The organism is Paenibacillus sp. FSL R5-0378 (genome assembly GCF_038009285.1).
Classification (GTDB): Bacteria; Bacillota; Bacilli; order Paenibacillales; family Paenibacillaceae; genus Paenibacillus_AQ; species Paenibacillus_AQ favisporus.
The window spans coordinates 2,073,353-2,089,304 of record NZ_JBBPAY010000001.1 but is presented as its reverse complement, the minus strand read 5'-3'; the positions used below and the strand labels follow the sequence as shown (position 1 = coordinate 2,089,304).

The following is a 15,952-nucleotide window of genomic DNA, read 5'->3' as shown; positions in this document are numbered from 1 at the left end:
TTATTTATAATAATTATAAATAAGAAAATATCGTGAACTTTTCAACGAATCTTCAGCAGACGGATGTAAAAAAAAGGGGCCGCCGATCACCCGGCAGCACCCTTTCCAAAAAAATCCCTTCATTTATATAGCGCTAAAACGACCTCAATATCACGTTGAAAATTACTTCTTCATCGCAGCCACGATCAGGTCGCCCATCTCCCGTGTGCCGATCGCCTTGCTCTTATCCACTGCGATGTCGCCTGTGCGATGTCCGGCATTCAGCACGTCAGCCACAGCTGCTTCAATCGCGTCTGCCGCATCGCCGTATCCAAACGTGAGGCGGAACATCAGCGCCAGTGACAGAATCGTGGCGATCGGATTCGCCAGGTTCTGACCCGCGATATCCGGTGCGGAGCCGTGAACCGGCTCATACAAGCCGAACGCGCCTTCTCCCATCGAAGCGGACGACAGCATGCCGATCGACCCGGTCAGCATAGCGGCTTCGTCGCTCAAAATATCGCCAAACATGTTCTCCGTCACGATGACGTCGAAGCTGGCTGGCCGGCGCAGCAGCTGCATGGCGCAGTTGTCGACAAGCACATGCTCCAGCTCCACGTCCGGATAATCCGGAGCGACCCGATTCACCACTTCACGCCACAGGCGGGAAGTTTCGAGCACGTTTGCCTTATCGACGGAAGCGAGCTTCTTCCGGCGCTTCTGGGCGATTTCAAAGGCTTGGCGCACGATCCGTTCCACTTCCGCCACATTGTACACGCAAGTGTCCACCGCTTCTTCGCCATGCTCGCCTTGACGTCTCAGCTTGTCACCGAAGTAAATGCCGCCGGTCAGCTCCCGTACAACCATCAGGTCCGTGCCTTCCAGCACCTCAGGCTTCAGCGTCGAGGCGTCCTTCAAGCAGTCGAACACCACGGCCGGACGCAGGTTGGAGAACAATCCGAGCGCCTTGCGGATACCGAGCAGGCCAGTCTCCGGACGGAGTTCCTTCGGATTGTTGTCCCATTTCGGTCCGCCTACCGCGCCAAGCAGCACCGCGTCTGCATTTTTGCATACCGCCAGCGTCTCTTCCGGAAGCGGGGTTCCCTTCTCGTCGATTGCGATTCCCCCGAACAGCGCATGCTCCGTTTCAAACGAATAGCCGAACAGCTCCTCCGTGCGCTTGAGCACTTTCTCCGCTTCTGCGACAACCTCCGGCCCGATGCCGTCCCCTGCGATTACTGCAATCTTTTTAACCTCTGCCATAATATCAGTCACTCCTTCAGATACCTCGTTTTCACTGTCCTAATTCTCTATATACTGTTGTAACACATGAAGGAGAGCATTGACCAAGATATAGAATCTATGACCTTAATAGTATTTTCCTATAAGCTGACAGAATGGATTAAATTATTCTATACCTGCCTTAACAAGGCACATTTCTTTTCCTGATTAATCCGGGTACAATGATATTGTTTGGACTTATACTCTTCAATCGCAAAGGAGTTGAACGGATTCATGCAGTATACGTATTTGGGAAAATCCGGTTTAAAAGTGAGCCGCTTGTGCCTGGGAACGATGAACTTCGGACCGGCGACGGACGAGAAGGAAGCGTTCCGCATCATGGACGCGGCGCTTGACGCCGGCGTTCAATTTTTTGATACCGCTAACATTTACGGCTGGGGCGAAAATTCCGGCTTGACCGAAACCATTATCGGCCGCTGGTTCGCCCAGGACGGCGGCCGCCGCGAAAAGGTGGTCCTCGCCACCAAGGTTCATGGCGACATGAGCGATCCGGCGGACGGTCCGAACGGGCCGCGGGGCCTGTCCGCGTACAAAATCCGCAGACACCTGGAAGGCTCGCTCCGGCGCCTGCAGACCGACCATATCGAGCTGTACCAAATGCACCATGTCGACCCGAACGTCACTTGGGACGAGCTGTGGGGCGCTTTTGAAATCGCGGCGAACCAGGGCAAAATCGGCTACGTCGGCTCCAGCAACTTTGCTGCCTGGCAGCTGGCCATCGCCCAAAGCGAAGCGAAGAACCGCCATTTCCTCGGCCTGGTGTCCGAGCAGCATAAATACAGCCTGAACTGCCGCCTTCCGGAGCTGGAAGTGCTGCCGGCTGCGCAAAGCCTCGGCCTCGGCGTGATCCCGTGGAGCCCGCTCGACGGCGGATTGCTCGGACGCAACGCGCTGAAGAAGCTGGAAGGCACGCGCAGCGGCGGAAGCGCGGAGCGCATCGAGAAGCATCGCGACAAGCTCGAGGCGTTTGCCGAATTGTGCAATGAGCTCGGCGAGCCGCAGGATAACGTCGCGCTTGCCTGGCTGCTGAGCAATCCGGCGGTGACGGCGCCGATTATCGGGCCGCGCACGTTGGAGCAGTTCGAAAGCTCCCTCGGCGCGCTCGAAATCAAGCTGGATGAAGCCGTGCTGAAGCGGCTGGACGAAATCTTCCCGGGACCGGGCGGCGCCGCTCCCGAGGCGTATGCCTGGTAAGCGGGCATAACGGCCGCTGCTCCCGAAATGCAAAAGGCGGATCCCCTCTATATCCGGGGATCCGCCTTTTTATATTGATGGATGAGTGCCGTATGTTATTTCTTGATCCAATGCATCATTTCGCGCAGCTGACCGCCGACAACTTCGATCGGATGGTTAGCTTCGTTACGGCGCGTTGCATTCAGGAATGCACGGTTGGATTGGTTCTCAAGGATAAAGTCGCGGGCGAATTTACCTTGTTGGATGTCGGACAGCACTTCCTTCATCGCTTTCTTCGTTTCTTCCGTTACGATGCGAGGTCCAGTTACATAGTCACCGTACTCAGCCGTATTGGAGATGGAGTCACGCATGTTAGCCATGCCTCCTTCATAGATCAGGTCAACGATCAGCTTCATTTCGTGGAGGCACTCGAAGTAAGCCATTTCCGGAGCGTATCCAGCTTCAACCAGCGTTTCGAATCCGGCTTTGATCAGCGCAGTTACGCCGCCGCAAAGTACGGCTTGCTCACCGAACAAATCGGTTTCGGTTTCTTCGCGGAAGGAAGTCTCGATAACCCCTGCGCGGGTACAGCCGATACCTTTTGCATAGGCCAGTCCGATTTGCTTCGCATTGCCAGTAGCGTCCTGCTCAATGGCGATCAGGCCAGGAACCCCGAAGCCTTCGACATACGTACGGCGAACCATGTGACCTGGGGATTTTGGAGCAACCAAGAGCACGTCGGAATCTTTAGGAGCGACGATTTGTCCAAAATGAACGTTGAAGCCGTGGGAGAACATGAGCGCTGCGCCTTTTTTCAGGTTAGGCTCGATTTCGTTTTTGTACACGGATGCTTGAGTTTCGTCCGGCATCAGGATTTGTACTACGTCCGCTTGGCTTGTTGCTTCGGCAACGGACAGAACTTCGAAACCGTCGTTTTTAGCTTTATCGAAAGATTTGCCTTCGCGAAGACCGATAACGACCTTGACACCGCTGTCACGCAGGTTTTGCGCCTGTGCGTGGCCTTGGCTTCCGTATCCGATAACGGCAACGGTTTTTCCTTTTAAAGCGCTGAGTTCTGCGTCTTGCTCGTAATAAGTTGTAACTGGCATGTGAATAAATCCTCCTTTGTTTTTAAAAAGAACCCTTCATAAAGAGCGGGTGTTTCAAAGGACCCTGCACCCGGTTTGTCCCGCTTTCGGGATACGATCCTCTCAAACCCCCGCTCTTTAGCGGGAATTTAATGAATATGTTGTTGTGTATGATTATGCATTTCCGCGAATCATGGCGGTAACTCCGGTGCGAGACAGCTCCCGGATTCCGTACGGCTTCAAGAGCTCTATCATGGCGTCGATTTTCGAGGAATCCCCGACAACCTGAACCATAATGCTGCCGCTTCCGATGTCGACGACCGAAGCGCGGAACGTTTCCACGACGCCGAGGATTTCCGGACGTTCCGCCGGCTCCGCGCTGACTTTGATCAGCGCCAGCTCCCGCGCTACCATTGGCTTGGAGCTAAGGTTGATCACCTTGATAACATCGATCAATTTGTACAGCTGCTTCTCGATTTGCTCCAGCGTCATGTCGTCACCGATCGTGACGATGACCATGCGGGAGAGCCCCGCTTCTTCCGACTGCCCGACCGTAATGCTCTCAATGTTGAAGCCGCGGCGTCCAAACAGTCCGGATACCCGCTGCAGCACGCCCGGCTGGTCATTCACTAGAACGGCAATGGTATGTCTCATGCTCATAATTATGCATCCCCCATCAACATTTGATCAATGGTCGAGCCTTGAGTTACCATCGGATACACGTTCTCACCCTTGCTGACCACAAATTCCACAACGACAGGTCCCGGTGTTTCGAGCGCTTCTTTCCAGGCCGTTCTGGCCTCTTCCTTGTTCGTCGCCCGAAGTCCCTTCACTCCGTAAGCCTCGGCCAGTTTGACGAAATCCGGGCTTCCTTCCAGATCGATATGGCTGTAACGGTTATCGTAAATCAGTTCCTGCCACTGACGAACCATACCGAGCACCTGGTTGTTGATGATGACAACCTTCACCGGTATGTTATTGATGGCACAGATGGCAAGCTCCTGAGAGCACATCTGCATGCCGCCGTCACCATTCACCGAAATGACGAGCCTTTCCGGATTGGCCATTTGGGCACCGATGGCGGACGGAAGTCCAAATCCCATCGTTCCGAGGCCGCCTGAGGTCACCCAGGAGCGCGGCTGATTGAACTTATAGTACTGTGCAGCCCACATTTGATGCTGCCCTACGTCAGTAGTGACGATCGCTTCGCCCTTCGTCGTATCGTTCAACAGCTCGATAACCCATTGCGGCTTGAGCTCTGTATCCGAATCAGCGTAGCGGAGCGGATGTTCCAGCTTCCACTGCTGAACCCGGGTTCTCCAAGCCTCTGCCTTGCCGGCCCGCTTCACATCGTTGTTCAGCATTTCTAGCACCGTCTTGCAGTCGCCTACGATCGGAATGTCTGTCGGCACGTTTTTGCCGATTTCCGCCGGATCGATGTCGATGTGCACGATTTTCGCTTTCGGGGCAAATCCGTTCAGTTTGCCTGTTACCCGGTCATCGAACCGTGCGCCGATGTTGATCAGCAGATCCGACTCCTGAATCGCCATGTTGGAGGCGTAAGTTCCGTGCATCCCCGGCATGCCCGTCCAGAGCTCGTGCCCGCTCGGGAATGCGCCCAGACCGAGAAGCGTCGTCGTGATCGGAATTTCGGTCCGCTTCACGAATTCGTACAGCGCTTCATGTCCGCCGGAGTAGATCACGCCGCCGCCGGCAATGATCATCGGCCGCTCGCTCTCCTCGATCGCTGCAACCAGCTTGTCGAGCTGAAGCTTGTTAGGCACCAGGCGCGGGTTGTATCCGCGAAGGTTAATGCTGTTTCCAGGTTCGAACAGCGTAAGTGCCGCCGATACGTCCTTCGGAATGTCGATCAGCACCGGACCTTTGCGGCCGGTCGAAGCGATGTGGAATGCTTCGTGAATGATTCTCGGCAGATCCTTGACATCTCTGACGAGATAGCTGTGCTTCGTAATCGGCATCGTGATGCCGGTAATGTCGGCCTCCTGAAAAGCATCCGTTCCGATCAGGCTCGTTGCGACGTTACCCGTGATAACAACCAGAGGGACGGAATCCATATAAGCGGTGGCAATTCCTGTGACCAGGTTGGTCGCCCCCGGTCCCGATGTTGCTATACACACGCCGACTTTGCCGCTTGCCCTTGCGTAACCGTCTGCCGCATGGATTGCTCCCTGCTCGTGACGAGTCAGCACATGTTTGAAATCCTTAAATCCATACATCGCATCGTAAATGTAAAGCACTGCCCCGCCCGGATACCCGAAAACACACTCGACACCTTCCAGCAGAAGGCTGCGAAGCAGTATTTCCGAGCCGGAAATGACTTCCGGCTTCATCCATTTCTCACGTAATTGTTCTGTAGACCGCACTTCAGGAATTTGCGCGCTCATCAGTCATCCTCCTCTCAAGAATACGTTCATTTTTTTGTGATGGTAAACAAAAAAACCTTCCATCCCTCATCACACAATGTTCTTGTGTGAGGGACGAAAGGTTGTTCTTCCGTGGTACCACCCATATTTGCTCCGCACTTCACAGTGCACAGCCTCAGCAGGTATAGAAAATCAGGAACGGTGCCTCATCATCGATGGCTCATCCGTTTCCATACCTTGAGTCCGTAACGTGGACCTGACGATTCTCCCTAATAGGCTTTAGCGCTTTTCAGGAGAACAGCTCCGAGGTGAGCTCGTATAAAAGGGATTTTGGCGGAGGTTGCAGCAGATCCTCTCACTCTCTGTTCAAAAGAGCCCTTTAAACTTCGTCCTCTTCATTGCCGATGACTGTATACTCGATAAAATGTTTAGACACATTATATGACCCATCGATTCTATAGTCAATACCCAGATTCGGATAAAAAAATACATGTCCGCTTTTGTCCTCCATTTTCCCGGGAACTTTCGGCACACCGCCCACCCCTATTTTCATATGATGACGTATGTCGCTCATGGATGAATTGGGCAGCAGAACGGAGGACAGACTCTATGATTAGATACCGCAGACCCAAGCAGGACGATGCTGTCATCATGCATTTAATCGAGACCCAGCTTGTCCCGCTGTCCCATATGACCAAAAGCCAGCTGGAGCAGGTGCGTAAGGATCTTCCCGGGCGTATGAACCGCGGCGTGACGCTCATCGCTTCCCCCTACTACGAAGGGGATCCAGTCGGATTTGTCCACTTTATGCTTCACGGCGATCTGCTCTATATCGATATGTTGGCCGTCGCACCCGAATCACAACGCAAAAGATGGGGAAACCTCTTGATGGCCCATGCGGAAAGATTTGCGTTGTCACGCGGGTGCAAACGGTCGAAAGTCATGGTTGATTCCGGGAATGCGAATGGGATGACATTCTACCAAAAGTTAGGATATTTCAACATCAAGTACCACGCCAAAAACCAGTGCTACGAATTGGAAAAGCGGCTTTCCTAGCCGTGCCGAGAACCTCCTGCACTCCCTCTAACAAGTGAGCCGGTAATTAAAAGATTACCAGAATCCACCGCCGTAAGGATAAGCTCCCGGATATCCGACGGGGCCGTAGCCAGGGCCGTAGCCGCCGTAAGGTACTCCGCCGTATCCCCCGTAAGGGCCGTAGGCGTAAGGGGCCGTTCCGATCGCCAGCAGGTCAAACAAGACGAGCGGAATGATTGCTTTGGTGTGAACCTTTTTCCCTTTATCCCGCTGCAGAATCAGGCGGTTGCCCGAGATGCGCAGCAATTTTCCGGTCACCAGGCTTCCGTCCTTTTTGGCAGCTACAATATGTTTACCAACAAACTTCTGGGCGTGTTTACGAGTCACAGACTGTTGCATGTAATCCCTCCTCCAATGGTCTTCACACCAATCTATTCGAATGCCCCGCACGGCGCTTGTTCCATAGCCCGGTTCCCGGGAAGATGGGTGAAGCAGGCATCACGGGCGCCAGCATCGGTAGCATGTACACCTGTCCGGAAAAATCCGCTGCTGTTTCAATGTCATGCCGCCCTGCCTTGCTGGATGCTAATCAAAAAAAGCTGCACTCCAGTTGAATGGAATGCAGCCTTTTTGCGGTTCGATTATTATCTTTTACCCGGATCGTATGGTTCCCCCAACGCAGCCGGCGCAGACGAGCGTCCCACGGCCGCCACCAGAACGATAACGGTGAGTACGTACGGAAGCATGTAAATAAATTCCTGCGGAATGTCATGCGCCCAATCGAAGAGCTGGAAGTAGTTGCCGATGGCCTGGGAGAAGCCGAAAAATACAGCTGCCCCGAACGCACCGAGCGGATTCCATTTCCCGAAAATCATCGCAGCGATCGCGATAAAACCTTGGCCTGAAATCGTATTATGCGAAAACGTGCTCGTCGTCGTGAGCGTAACCGTGGCTCCACCAAGCGCAGCCAAAGCACCGCTGATCATCACCCCGATATACCGCATCCGGCGTACTTTGACCCCGACCGTATCGGCGGCGCTTGGATGCTCTCCGACCGCGCGCAGACGAAGGCCAAAGGAGGTTTTGTACAGGATATACGAAGCGACGATAACGACAATAATAGCCAGATATGTTGTCGGGTAATTGCTGAATATGCCTTCCCCGATAATTGGAATTTTGGAAAGGAGAGGAATCTTCCACTTTTGGAGACTCTCCATCAGCAGTGGAGTTTCTCCCGCACCTTCAAACATCAGCTTGACCATATACAGCGTGCTTCCTGTTGCCAGGAAGTTGATCACGACGCCGCTGATCACCTGATCCGCCTTAAAGGTGATCGAGGCGACGGCGTGAATCAGCGAAGCGACTAGCCCGATCACGATCGCAGCGAGCATGCCGATATAAGGGGAAGCCGCCCCCATGCCTGCATCTTCCGCGTAATAGGATGCGACGCCGGCCGCAAACGCACCGAAGGTCATCAAGCCCTCAATCCCGATGTTTGTTACTCCGGAGCGTTCAGAGAAGATGCCGCCCATGGCAGCAAAGATAAGCGCTGTCGAAAAAACGAGCGTCGTATTCAGCAGCTGGCCAATTGTTGTGATCCAATCCATTTTACAACACCTTCTCTTTCTTGCGCTTCAGATAGAAGGGCTTCAGAACCCAGCGCACAATGCCTTGTGCAGCAATAAAGAATATGATGGATCCGATAACGATCCGGATGATTTCCGGCGGCACATCCGCACCAAAGCTCATACCCGCGGAGCCGTAAGTCAGCGTACCGAACAAGGCGGCGGACAGCAGAATGCCGAACGGATGGTTCATGCCGATCAGCGCCACCGCGATTCCGTCAAAGCCGACGCCCGGAGACCCCGTGAAGATCGCCTGGTAATGGAATACGCCAAGCACCTGAAAGGCACCGCCCAATCCGGCGAAAATACCGCTGATGAACATGGCTTTCACGATGTTGCTCTTTACGTTCATTCCCGCATATTTCGCGGCATCCCCGTTATGTCCTACGGCCCGCAGCTCATACCCCTGCTTGCTCTTCCACATGAACACATAGAAAAACACAGCTGCTAGAATCGCAATGACGGTTCCCCAGTGCATACGCGCATCGCTGAACATGTCGGACAACCAGCCGATCGAAATCGACGCTGTATCTTGGATGTCCTCAGAGCGCTGCTGGCCCTTGAGAAGCAGGAAGTTTCTCACGATATAGTTACTCAAATACAGGCCGGTCCAGTTCAACATGATCGAAATAATAACTTCGTTTACGCCCCGCTTAGCTTTGAGATAGCCGGTAATGCCCGCCCAGATCCCTCCGGCCAATCCGCCGGCGATGATCGCGACAATGGCATGCAGAACGATCGGCAGCCCGGTCAGCTTGATCCCGACCGCTGTCGCGGCCGTCATGCCGACGATGTATTGACCTTCCGCCCCGATGTTGAACAGGCCTGCCCGAAACGCAAAGGCGACGGCAAGACCGGTCATGATCAGGGGTGTAATTTCACGGATCGTTTCCCCGAAATCGTACAGGTTTCCAAATACGGTGCTGAACAGGGAACTGTACGCCAGAATCGGATCGTACCCCCCGATCAGCATAATGATGGCCCCTACGATGAGTCCAAGCACGATCGATACGAGAGGCGTCAACAGGCTGTTGACGGTAAAAATTTTAAATAATTTATTCATTAGGCCTTACCTCCCGCAACCTTGCTGCCCGCCATCATCAGACCCAGCTCCTGGTCATTCGTGTCCTCCGGCCGCACTTCGCCGACGATCTGTCCTTCGTAAATGACCGCAATCCGGTCGGACACGTTAATGATCTCGTCGAGCTCAAAGGAGATCAGCAGCACGGCTTTCCCCTTGTCCCGCTGCGCAACAAGCTGCTTCTGCACAAACTCGATCGCACCGACGTCAAGTCCCCGCGTCGGCTGTGCCGCGATGAGCAGATCCGGATCTTTATCTATTTCCCGGGCTATAATCGCCTTCTGCTGATTACCGCCGGATAAAGCACGAGCCTTCGTCTCAATGCTCGGCGTTCTGACGTCAAATTGCTCGATCAGGCGTTTCGCCTGGTCGTCAATGGCGCTTTTGTTCAGGAAGCCGCCTTTGTTGTAAGGGGCTTTATAATACGTTTCCAGCACCATATTTTCACTCATGGAAAAATCAAGGACAAGCCCGTGTTTATGGCGGTCCTCCGGAATATGCGACACTCCGCTTTCCGAAATGAAACGCGGTGGTTTGTTGGTAATATCCTTGCCGTTGATTTCGATCAGTCCGCTGTCGACCTTGCTCAGGCCCGTCAGCGCTTCGATCAGCTCGCTCTGCCCGTTCCCGTCAACGCCGGCGATGCCGAGAATTTCCCCTGCACGCACCTGGAGATCAAGCCCGTTCAGAACGGGGATTCCCTCTTTGTTTTTGGACACCAGATTTTTCACATTAAGCACGGTTTGCTTCGGTACGGACGGCTGCTTGTCCACCTTAAAGGAGACGCTGCGGCCCACCATTTTCTCGGCAAGCTCGTTCGGATTCGTCAGGGACGTCTTCAAGGTGTCGATGACTTTCCCCCGTCGAATAATCGTCACCGTGTCGGAAATTTGCATAATTTCCTTGAGCTTGTGCGTAATTAAAATAATCGATTTACCTTCGGCAACCAGCCGCTTCATAATTCCCATAAGTTCGCCGATCTCCTGCGGTGTAAGCACGGCTGTAGGCTCGTCGAAAATAAGAATGTCAGCACCGCGGTAAAGCGTCTTCAAGATCTCGACGCGCTGCTGCATCCCGACGGATATGTCGTGAATCTTAGCATTCGGATTAACCCTCAAACCATACTGGTCGGACAGGGCCTTGATCTTGGCAACCGATGCTCTGTAATTCAGATGGACCCCGGCAATTTTGGGCTCCATCCCCAGAACGATATTTTCGGTTACCGTAAACGGCTGAACCAATTTAAAATGCTGATGCACCATGCCGATGCCCAGCTCGATCGCTTTATTAGGACTGTCAATGATGACGGGTTTGCCGTTCACTTCGATACTGCCCTCATCAGGCTGGTACAAGCCAAACACGATATTCATCAAGGTCGACTTCCCCGCACCATTCTCACCGAGCAGTGCATGAATTTCGCCCTTGTGCAGCTTCAAGCTGATCGAGTCGTTGGCAACGATGCCGGGAAAGCGTTTGGTAATTTGCTTCAACTCAACGACAGGGGTCGCTGCATCCATGAGATCACCCTTATCACATATTTTGCGGCCTCTGTTTGGGCCATAACGTAAGACAAGGCTAGTCATAATAACCAGCCTTGCCGTTTGGTACACATGAATTATATCCGTTCAAATTATCGTTATGGAATTATTCTTCAGGAACTTTGATCTCGCCGTCGATGATTTTTTGCTTGAACTCATCCACTTTTTTCAGGACATCTGCAGGAACGTTTTTGCTCGAAGTATCGGCCAGACCTACGCCGTTTTCTTTCAGGCCCAGTGTCTCATGACCGCCTTTAAACGTGCCGTCGATGACTTCTCTTGTTACTTTGTCTACAGCTGTCGTTACACCTTTAACCATAGATGTCAGCGTTACTTCGTCGCCAAATTCCAGGGATTGGTCTTTGTCTACACCGATAACCCATACTTTTTGGCCTGCTTTGTTGCGGGCAATGGCTTCGTTAAACACGCCAGTACCTGTTGCACCGGAAGCATGGAAAATAATGTCCACGCCGTCGTTGTACATCGTGGCTGCAGCCGCTTTACCTTGGTCAGGCTTGTCAAATGCGCCGGTGTAGTTGATGATCACTTTCGCATCCGGATTCGCTGCGGCAACGCCAGCTTTAAAGCCGGCTTCAAAGCGTTTGATAACCGGAATTTCGGAACCGCCGACAAAACCGATTTTGTTCGTTTTTGTCATGGAGCCTGCTACTACACCAACGAGGAATGCCCCTTCGTTCTCCGCAAACGTAACGGAATGAACGTTAGGCGCATCGACTTCAGCATCGATAATCGCCATTTTGGCATCCGGGTTTTGATCGGCTACCGTTTTCATATCAACGCCAAGGTCAAAACCGATCCCCCAAGTGAGGTCGTATTTGCCTTTGACATATTTGTTCAGGTTCGGAACATAATCTTCTTTGGACTTACTTTGCAGATACTGGGCTTCGATCCCTTTGTCCTTCTTCAATGCTTCCAATGCTTCCCAAGCGGATTGGTTAAAGGATTTGTCGTTAACCCCGCCCACGTCAGTCACGAGACCGACCTTCACGCTAGATTTTGCTGCGCCGCCTTCTTCGCTGCCGCCGGACGAGCTGCTCGTATCTTCGTTCTTTTTACCGCAGCCGGCCAGTACAACTGAAAATGCAAGCAGCATAATCAGCGACAATTTGAACATTTTCTTCATTAACTTATAGTCCCCCTAGAATGAATTATATCCTTTCACCTGTCTTCGCCCTTCAGCAATTGATCTATGGTCAATTAATTGCTTGTGAAGGCTTGTTCAAATGTCGGACATTCCACAGAACAGATTATACATTTTACCTACGCCAAAATCCAGCAAATTTACGTCAGAAAATAAAACTTTTTTAGTGAAAAATCAAGGGAAAACGCTTTATTTTGCCATAAATCACACAGCCTGTTATTTCCATGGAAGAGTAGCTGTCTATAAGCTCACCTGATGTCGATTCTCGAATGAAAAGATGCGTGAAATTAACATTCATACCCATTCATAAGTGGGGCACCCGGTACCTGCGACTCTAGGTTCTGATTTATGTTAGCTAGCGGGGCTTTTTCTTGTTGGGGATATAATTCTTATATCTAAAGAAACACGTCTATCGGTGTACGTTCTATGAAGCCAGACCGCTTTTAGCGGAGGTCTTTCTTGCGATATAAGGTAGTTTAGTCTCTGATGTATTTTCTTTCTTATATCTTAAAAAAACCGCCGGTTAGGGCGGTTTTAATATGCATTACAAGTATATTACGCGTTGACTTTCTCTTTGGCAACCGATGCGATCGAGTTGAACGCGTTGATGTCGTTAACGGCCAGGTCAGCCAGCATTTTGCGGTTGATGTCCACGCCAGCCAGTTTCAGACCATGCATCAGCTTGTTGTAAGACAATCCGTTCATGCGGGCTGCAGCGTTGATACGCACGATCCACAATTTGCGGAAGTTCCGTTTCGTCTGACGACGGTCACGGTATGCGTACACGAGGGATTTCATAACCTGCTCGTTAGCTGTTTTAAAAATGCGGTGTTTGGAACCGAAATAACCTTTTGCAAGTTTCAATACTTTTTTATGTCTACGACGAACGACGAATCCGCCTTTTACTCTTGCCATAATATAAACCTCCCAAAAATGTGTGATTAACTATTTCAAGTTCGCCAAGCCTTGCTTCAAGCGTCTTACGTCCCCCGGCGCCATTTCTGGGTTGCCTGCCAATACGCGTTTAGCGCGCTTGGACTTGTGGGAAAGCAAATGGTTTCTGTAAGCTTTGTAGCGAGTCACTTTACCGGAACCGGTAACTTTGAAGCGGCCTTTAAGGCTGCTGTGTGTTTTCATTTTAGGCATTGTACTTCCTCCTCAGGATCATTGGGCTTTTGGAGCCAAAATCATAATCATGCTGCGTCCTTCCAGCTTCGGCTGACGCTCAACGCTGGAGTGCTCGGCAACTTCTTCCCTTACACGCTCCAGAATCTTCTGGCCGATGCTCGCATGCGCGATTTCGCGTCCGCGGAAACGAACGGAGCATTTGACCTTGTCGCCTTCCTTCAGGAACTTGACGACATTGCGGAGCTTAGTCTGGTAGTCGTGCTCATCAATGTTTGCTCGGAACCATACTTCTTTAATATCAACGATTTTCTGATTCTTCCGGGCTTCCTTCTCTTTCTTCTGCTGCTCATAGCGGAACTTGCCGTAATCCATGATGCGGCACACCGGCGGCTTCGCCTGCGGCGCCACGTTCACCAAATCCAGATTCAAATCCGCTGCCATCTGCAGAGCCTCACGAAGGGGCTTGATGCCAATCTGTTCGCCTTCAGCGCCTACCAAGCGAACTTCCTTCGCCCGGATCTCCTCATTGATCATATGTTCCTTACTGATAACCGTCCACCTCCAGATCTAATAGGTATTTCTGTGTGCAGAAGCAAAATAAAAAGGGATGCGGGTATCATCACCCAGCATCCCTATGATCAACTCTTCATGAAATATCGCATTCACAAATCATTGGATCAGTAACCCGCCAACCTTCGTCGGTCAGGTGAGAAGCTGGAGCTTCTGCTTTGAATCCATTTCGTATTTAAAGCACTCAAATAATTTAACACAGGGCCCGGACAATGTCAACCCGCTTCCAGGCGTTTACCCCTGCTTGCTCTGAACCTCTTCCAGTCTTACCACGCGGGTATGCTGGGTATGGCTCCACTGCTTGTTGTTCTGCGTGAAGAACGCATAGAACGTGATTGGATACCAGGAGATCAGATAGATCGGGAAGAGCACCAGGTACAAATAGACCTTCTTGAAGGTGACCTTCTCCAAAATCATCGCAGCCAGGAACGTAAAGACGTTGGCACCGATCGCCACAAAGCTCAGCCACAACGGCAGATAGCCGTAGAGGTTGGCGATGTTCGGACCGTCGAAGAACGTATTGTCCACCCAGATCGTGGCCGTCATCAGGAATGTCAAGAGAACGATGTATACGTTCGCCCCGTACAGCGCCAAGTCCAGCTTGACGATGCTGCGTTCCTTGATACTTTGCCAGATCAGCGGGAAGAAATAGCGGCGCGCCACCGTAAAGTGTCCCTGCATCCAGCGCAGGCGCTGTCTTGCGGAAGCTTTGAACGTCAGCGGCTTCTCGTCGAACACCTTGGCGTCGTAGTTGAATTTTGGATAGACGCCGCGCTTCACGCTGCGCATCGTAAACTCCAAGTCTTCAACCAAGCTGGTGGCCCCCCAGCCCATTTCCTTCAGCAGGTTGGTTTCAAAGCACATCCCCGTACCGCCGAGGAAGTTGGCCATGTTCATGTTATGGCGCGACAGCTGCCACAGACGGTTGATGTACCAATATGAAATCCCGTAAGCAGCCGTAATCCAGGAATCCTCGGGATTCTTGGTGTCGATGTATCCTTGAATGACGCGTGCGCCGGAGCACAAATCGTCGTTCATTTCTCTCAAGAAATTCGTATCTGCCAGGTTGTCGGCGTCAAACATGACAACCGCATCATACTGGCGGGGCATGGCCCACAATTCCTTCAGCATCCACTCGATGGCGTAGCCTTTGCCGCGAAGGTTGTTGTTGGTGCGTACGCAGGCGTTCATGCCATGCTCGCGCACGATGCGTGCCGTACCGTCTGTGCAGTTGTCACAGATGACAAACACGTCGTACAGCTCCTTCGGATAATTCAGCTGCTTCAAGTTCTCCATCAGAGCCCCGACGACCTGCTCTTCATTGTGCGCTGCAACGAGCACAGCGAAGGACTTGGTCGGTTCAAAATGCTGTTTCCTCTTTTTCCTGTACAGTCCCAAAATGGAAAATACAAACTGGTACACACCGATCGCGGCCAGCAAAACCTGGAGCGCGATAAAAATGGCGTCTAACATGACTCTCAGAACCCCCCTTTTTTACCCCTCATAATCATGTTTCTCTCTGTAGTATAGATTGAACTAAAGTTTGTTGAACTTCCTGTTATAACGGTCCAATGCGGTCCTGTAACGTTCATTTCTTTAGTTCATTCTATATAGATTACGGTAAAGCCGTTACCCTTTTCTAATTCTTTATGACCCTTTTGACCTTTTACATTCTTTTACGTTTTGTTAACGCTTCGGATGACCCTATCGATTTTCCACACTTTTCAGTCATTTGTCAAAACCGTAAAACCTCGTATTCGTCTAAAAAAACGGTAATGAGGCGGTTTCCTGACGGTTCAGCCCCTTACGGGCTCCTATTCATGACTGTTAGTTCTTATTTTCATCTCTTTTCCGGGTTTTTATTTCTCAGGTCCCCCCTTTTTTTAG

At 51.8% G+C, this 15,952-nt stretch carries 15 protein-coding genes; 2 read left to right on the top strand and 13 right to left on the bottom strand.

Features of this window, described 5'->3' with window-relative positions; all coding sequences use genetic code 11:
* Nucleotides 1–162: 162 nt before the first annotated feature.
* A complete protein-coding gene (leuB, locus tag MKY74_RS09905; RefSeq protein ID WP_076173233.1) occupies nt 163–1,242 on the bottom strand; it encodes a 3-isopropylmalate dehydrogenase in 1,080 nt (359 codons plus the stop codon).
* Nucleotides 1,243–1,494: 252 nt separating this feature from the next.
* On the opposite strand from leuB, the gene MKY74_RS09900 reads away from it, so the two are divergent.
* The gene (locus tag MKY74_RS09900; RefSeq protein WP_076173234.1) at nt 1,495–2,475 is read left to right on the top strand and encodes an aldo/keto reductase; all 981 of its coding nucleotides are present in this window, start codon (nt 1,495–1,497) and stop codon (nt 2,473–2,475) included.
* A gap of 95 nt (nt 2,476–2,570) precedes the next feature.
* Here MKY74_RS09900 and ilvC read toward each other — a convergent pair whose 3' ends face one another.
* From ilvC to ilvB, 3 genes are all read right to left on the bottom strand, one after another.
* Complete coding sequence (ilvC, locus tag MKY74_RS09895) at nt 2,571–3,563, bottom strand: ketol-acid reductoisomerase (protein ID WP_076173235.1); 993 nt, start codon at nt 3,561–3,563, stop codon at nt 2,571–2,573.
* 153 nt (nt 3,564–3,716) lie between these two features.
* Nucleotides 3,717–4,202 carry an acetolactate synthase small subunit gene (ilvN, locus tag MKY74_RS09890; protein WP_076173236.1) on the bottom strand — a complete coding sequence of 162 codons (486 nt, stop codon included), beginning with the start codon at nt 4,200–4,202 and terminating at the stop codon, nt 3,717–3,719.
* A gap of 2 nt (nt 4,203–4,204) precedes the next feature.
* Nucleotides 4,205–5,947, bottom strand: coding sequence for a biosynthetic-type acetolactate synthase large subunit (ilvB, locus tag MKY74_RS09885; protein ID WP_076173237.1), 1,743 nt, complete (start codon nt 5,945–5,947; stop codon nt 4,205–4,207).
* Between the two features lie 588 nt (nt 5,948–6,535).
* On the opposite strand from ilvB, the gene MKY74_RS09880 reads away from it, so the two are divergent.
* The gene (locus MKY74_RS09880) at nt 6,536–6,982 is read left to right on the top strand and encodes a GNAT family N-acetyltransferase (protein WP_076173238.1); all 447 of its coding nucleotides are present in this window, start codon (nt 6,536–6,538) and stop codon (nt 6,980–6,982) included.
* A 54-nt stretch (nt 6,983–7,036) separates the two neighbouring features.
* Here the strand turns inward: MKY74_RS09880 and MKY74_RS09875 are convergent, their stop codons facing one another.
* From MKY74_RS09875 to MKY74_RS09835, 9 genes are all read right to left on the bottom strand, one after another.
* Nucleotides 7,037–7,360 carry a hypothetical protein gene (locus MKY74_RS09875; RefSeq protein WP_076173239.1) on the bottom strand — a complete coding sequence of 108 codons (324 nt, stop codon included), beginning with the start codon at nt 7,358–7,360 and terminating at the stop codon, nt 7,037–7,039.
* A 245-nt stretch (nt 7,361–7,605) separates the two neighbouring features.
* Entirely contained in the window at nt 7,606–8,568 is a 963-nt protein-coding gene (locus MKY74_RS09870) for an ABC transporter permease (RefSeq protein ID WP_076173240.1), read from the bottom strand.
* A gap of 1 nt (nt 8,569) precedes the next feature.
* Nucleotides 8,570–9,649, bottom strand: a complete 1,080-nt coding sequence (locus MKY74_RS09865) for an ABC transporter permease (protein ID WP_076173241.1) — start codon at nt 9,647–9,649, stop codon at nt 8,570–8,572.
* Nucleotides 9,649–11,184, bottom strand: a complete 1,536-nt coding sequence (locus MKY74_RS09860) for an ABC transporter ATP-binding protein (protein ID WP_076173242.1) — start codon at nt 11,182–11,184, stop codon at nt 9,649–9,651. Before MKY74_RS09860 ends, MKY74_RS09865 begins: the two co-directional genes overlap by 1 nt.
* 127 nt (nt 11,185–11,311) lie before the next feature.
* Entirely contained in the window at nt 11,312–12,349 is a 1,038-nt protein-coding gene (locus MKY74_RS09855) for a BMP family ABC transporter substrate-binding protein (RefSeq protein WP_076173243.1), read from the bottom strand.
* A 573-nt stretch (nt 12,350–12,922) separates the two neighbouring features.
* On the bottom strand, nt 12,923–13,282 hold the full coding sequence (rplT, locus tag MKY74_RS09850) for a 50S ribosomal protein L20 (RefSeq protein WP_076173244.1): 360 nt from the start codon (nt 13,280–13,282) through the stop codon (nt 12,923–12,925).
* Nucleotides 13,283–13,312: 30 nt separating this feature from the next.
* A complete protein-coding gene (gene rpmI / locus MKY74_RS09845) occupies nt 13,313–13,513 on the bottom strand; it encodes a 50S ribosomal protein L35 (RefSeq protein WP_076173245.1) in 201 nt (66 codons plus the stop codon).
* Nucleotides 13,514–13,531: 18 nt separating this feature from the next.
* Nucleotides 13,532–14,029 carry a translation initiation factor IF-3 gene (gene infC, locus MKY74_RS09840; protein WP_076173246.1) on the bottom strand — a complete coding sequence of 166 codons (498 nt, stop codon included), beginning with the start codon at nt 14,027–14,029 and terminating at the stop codon, nt 13,532–13,534.
* A 270-nt stretch (nt 14,030–14,299) separates the two neighbouring features.
* A complete protein-coding gene (locus tag MKY74_RS09835) occupies nt 14,300–15,538 on the bottom strand; it encodes a glycosyltransferase family 2 protein (RefSeq protein WP_076173247.1) in 1,239 nt (412 codons plus the stop codon).
* Nucleotides 15,539–15,952 lie beyond the last annotated feature (414 nt).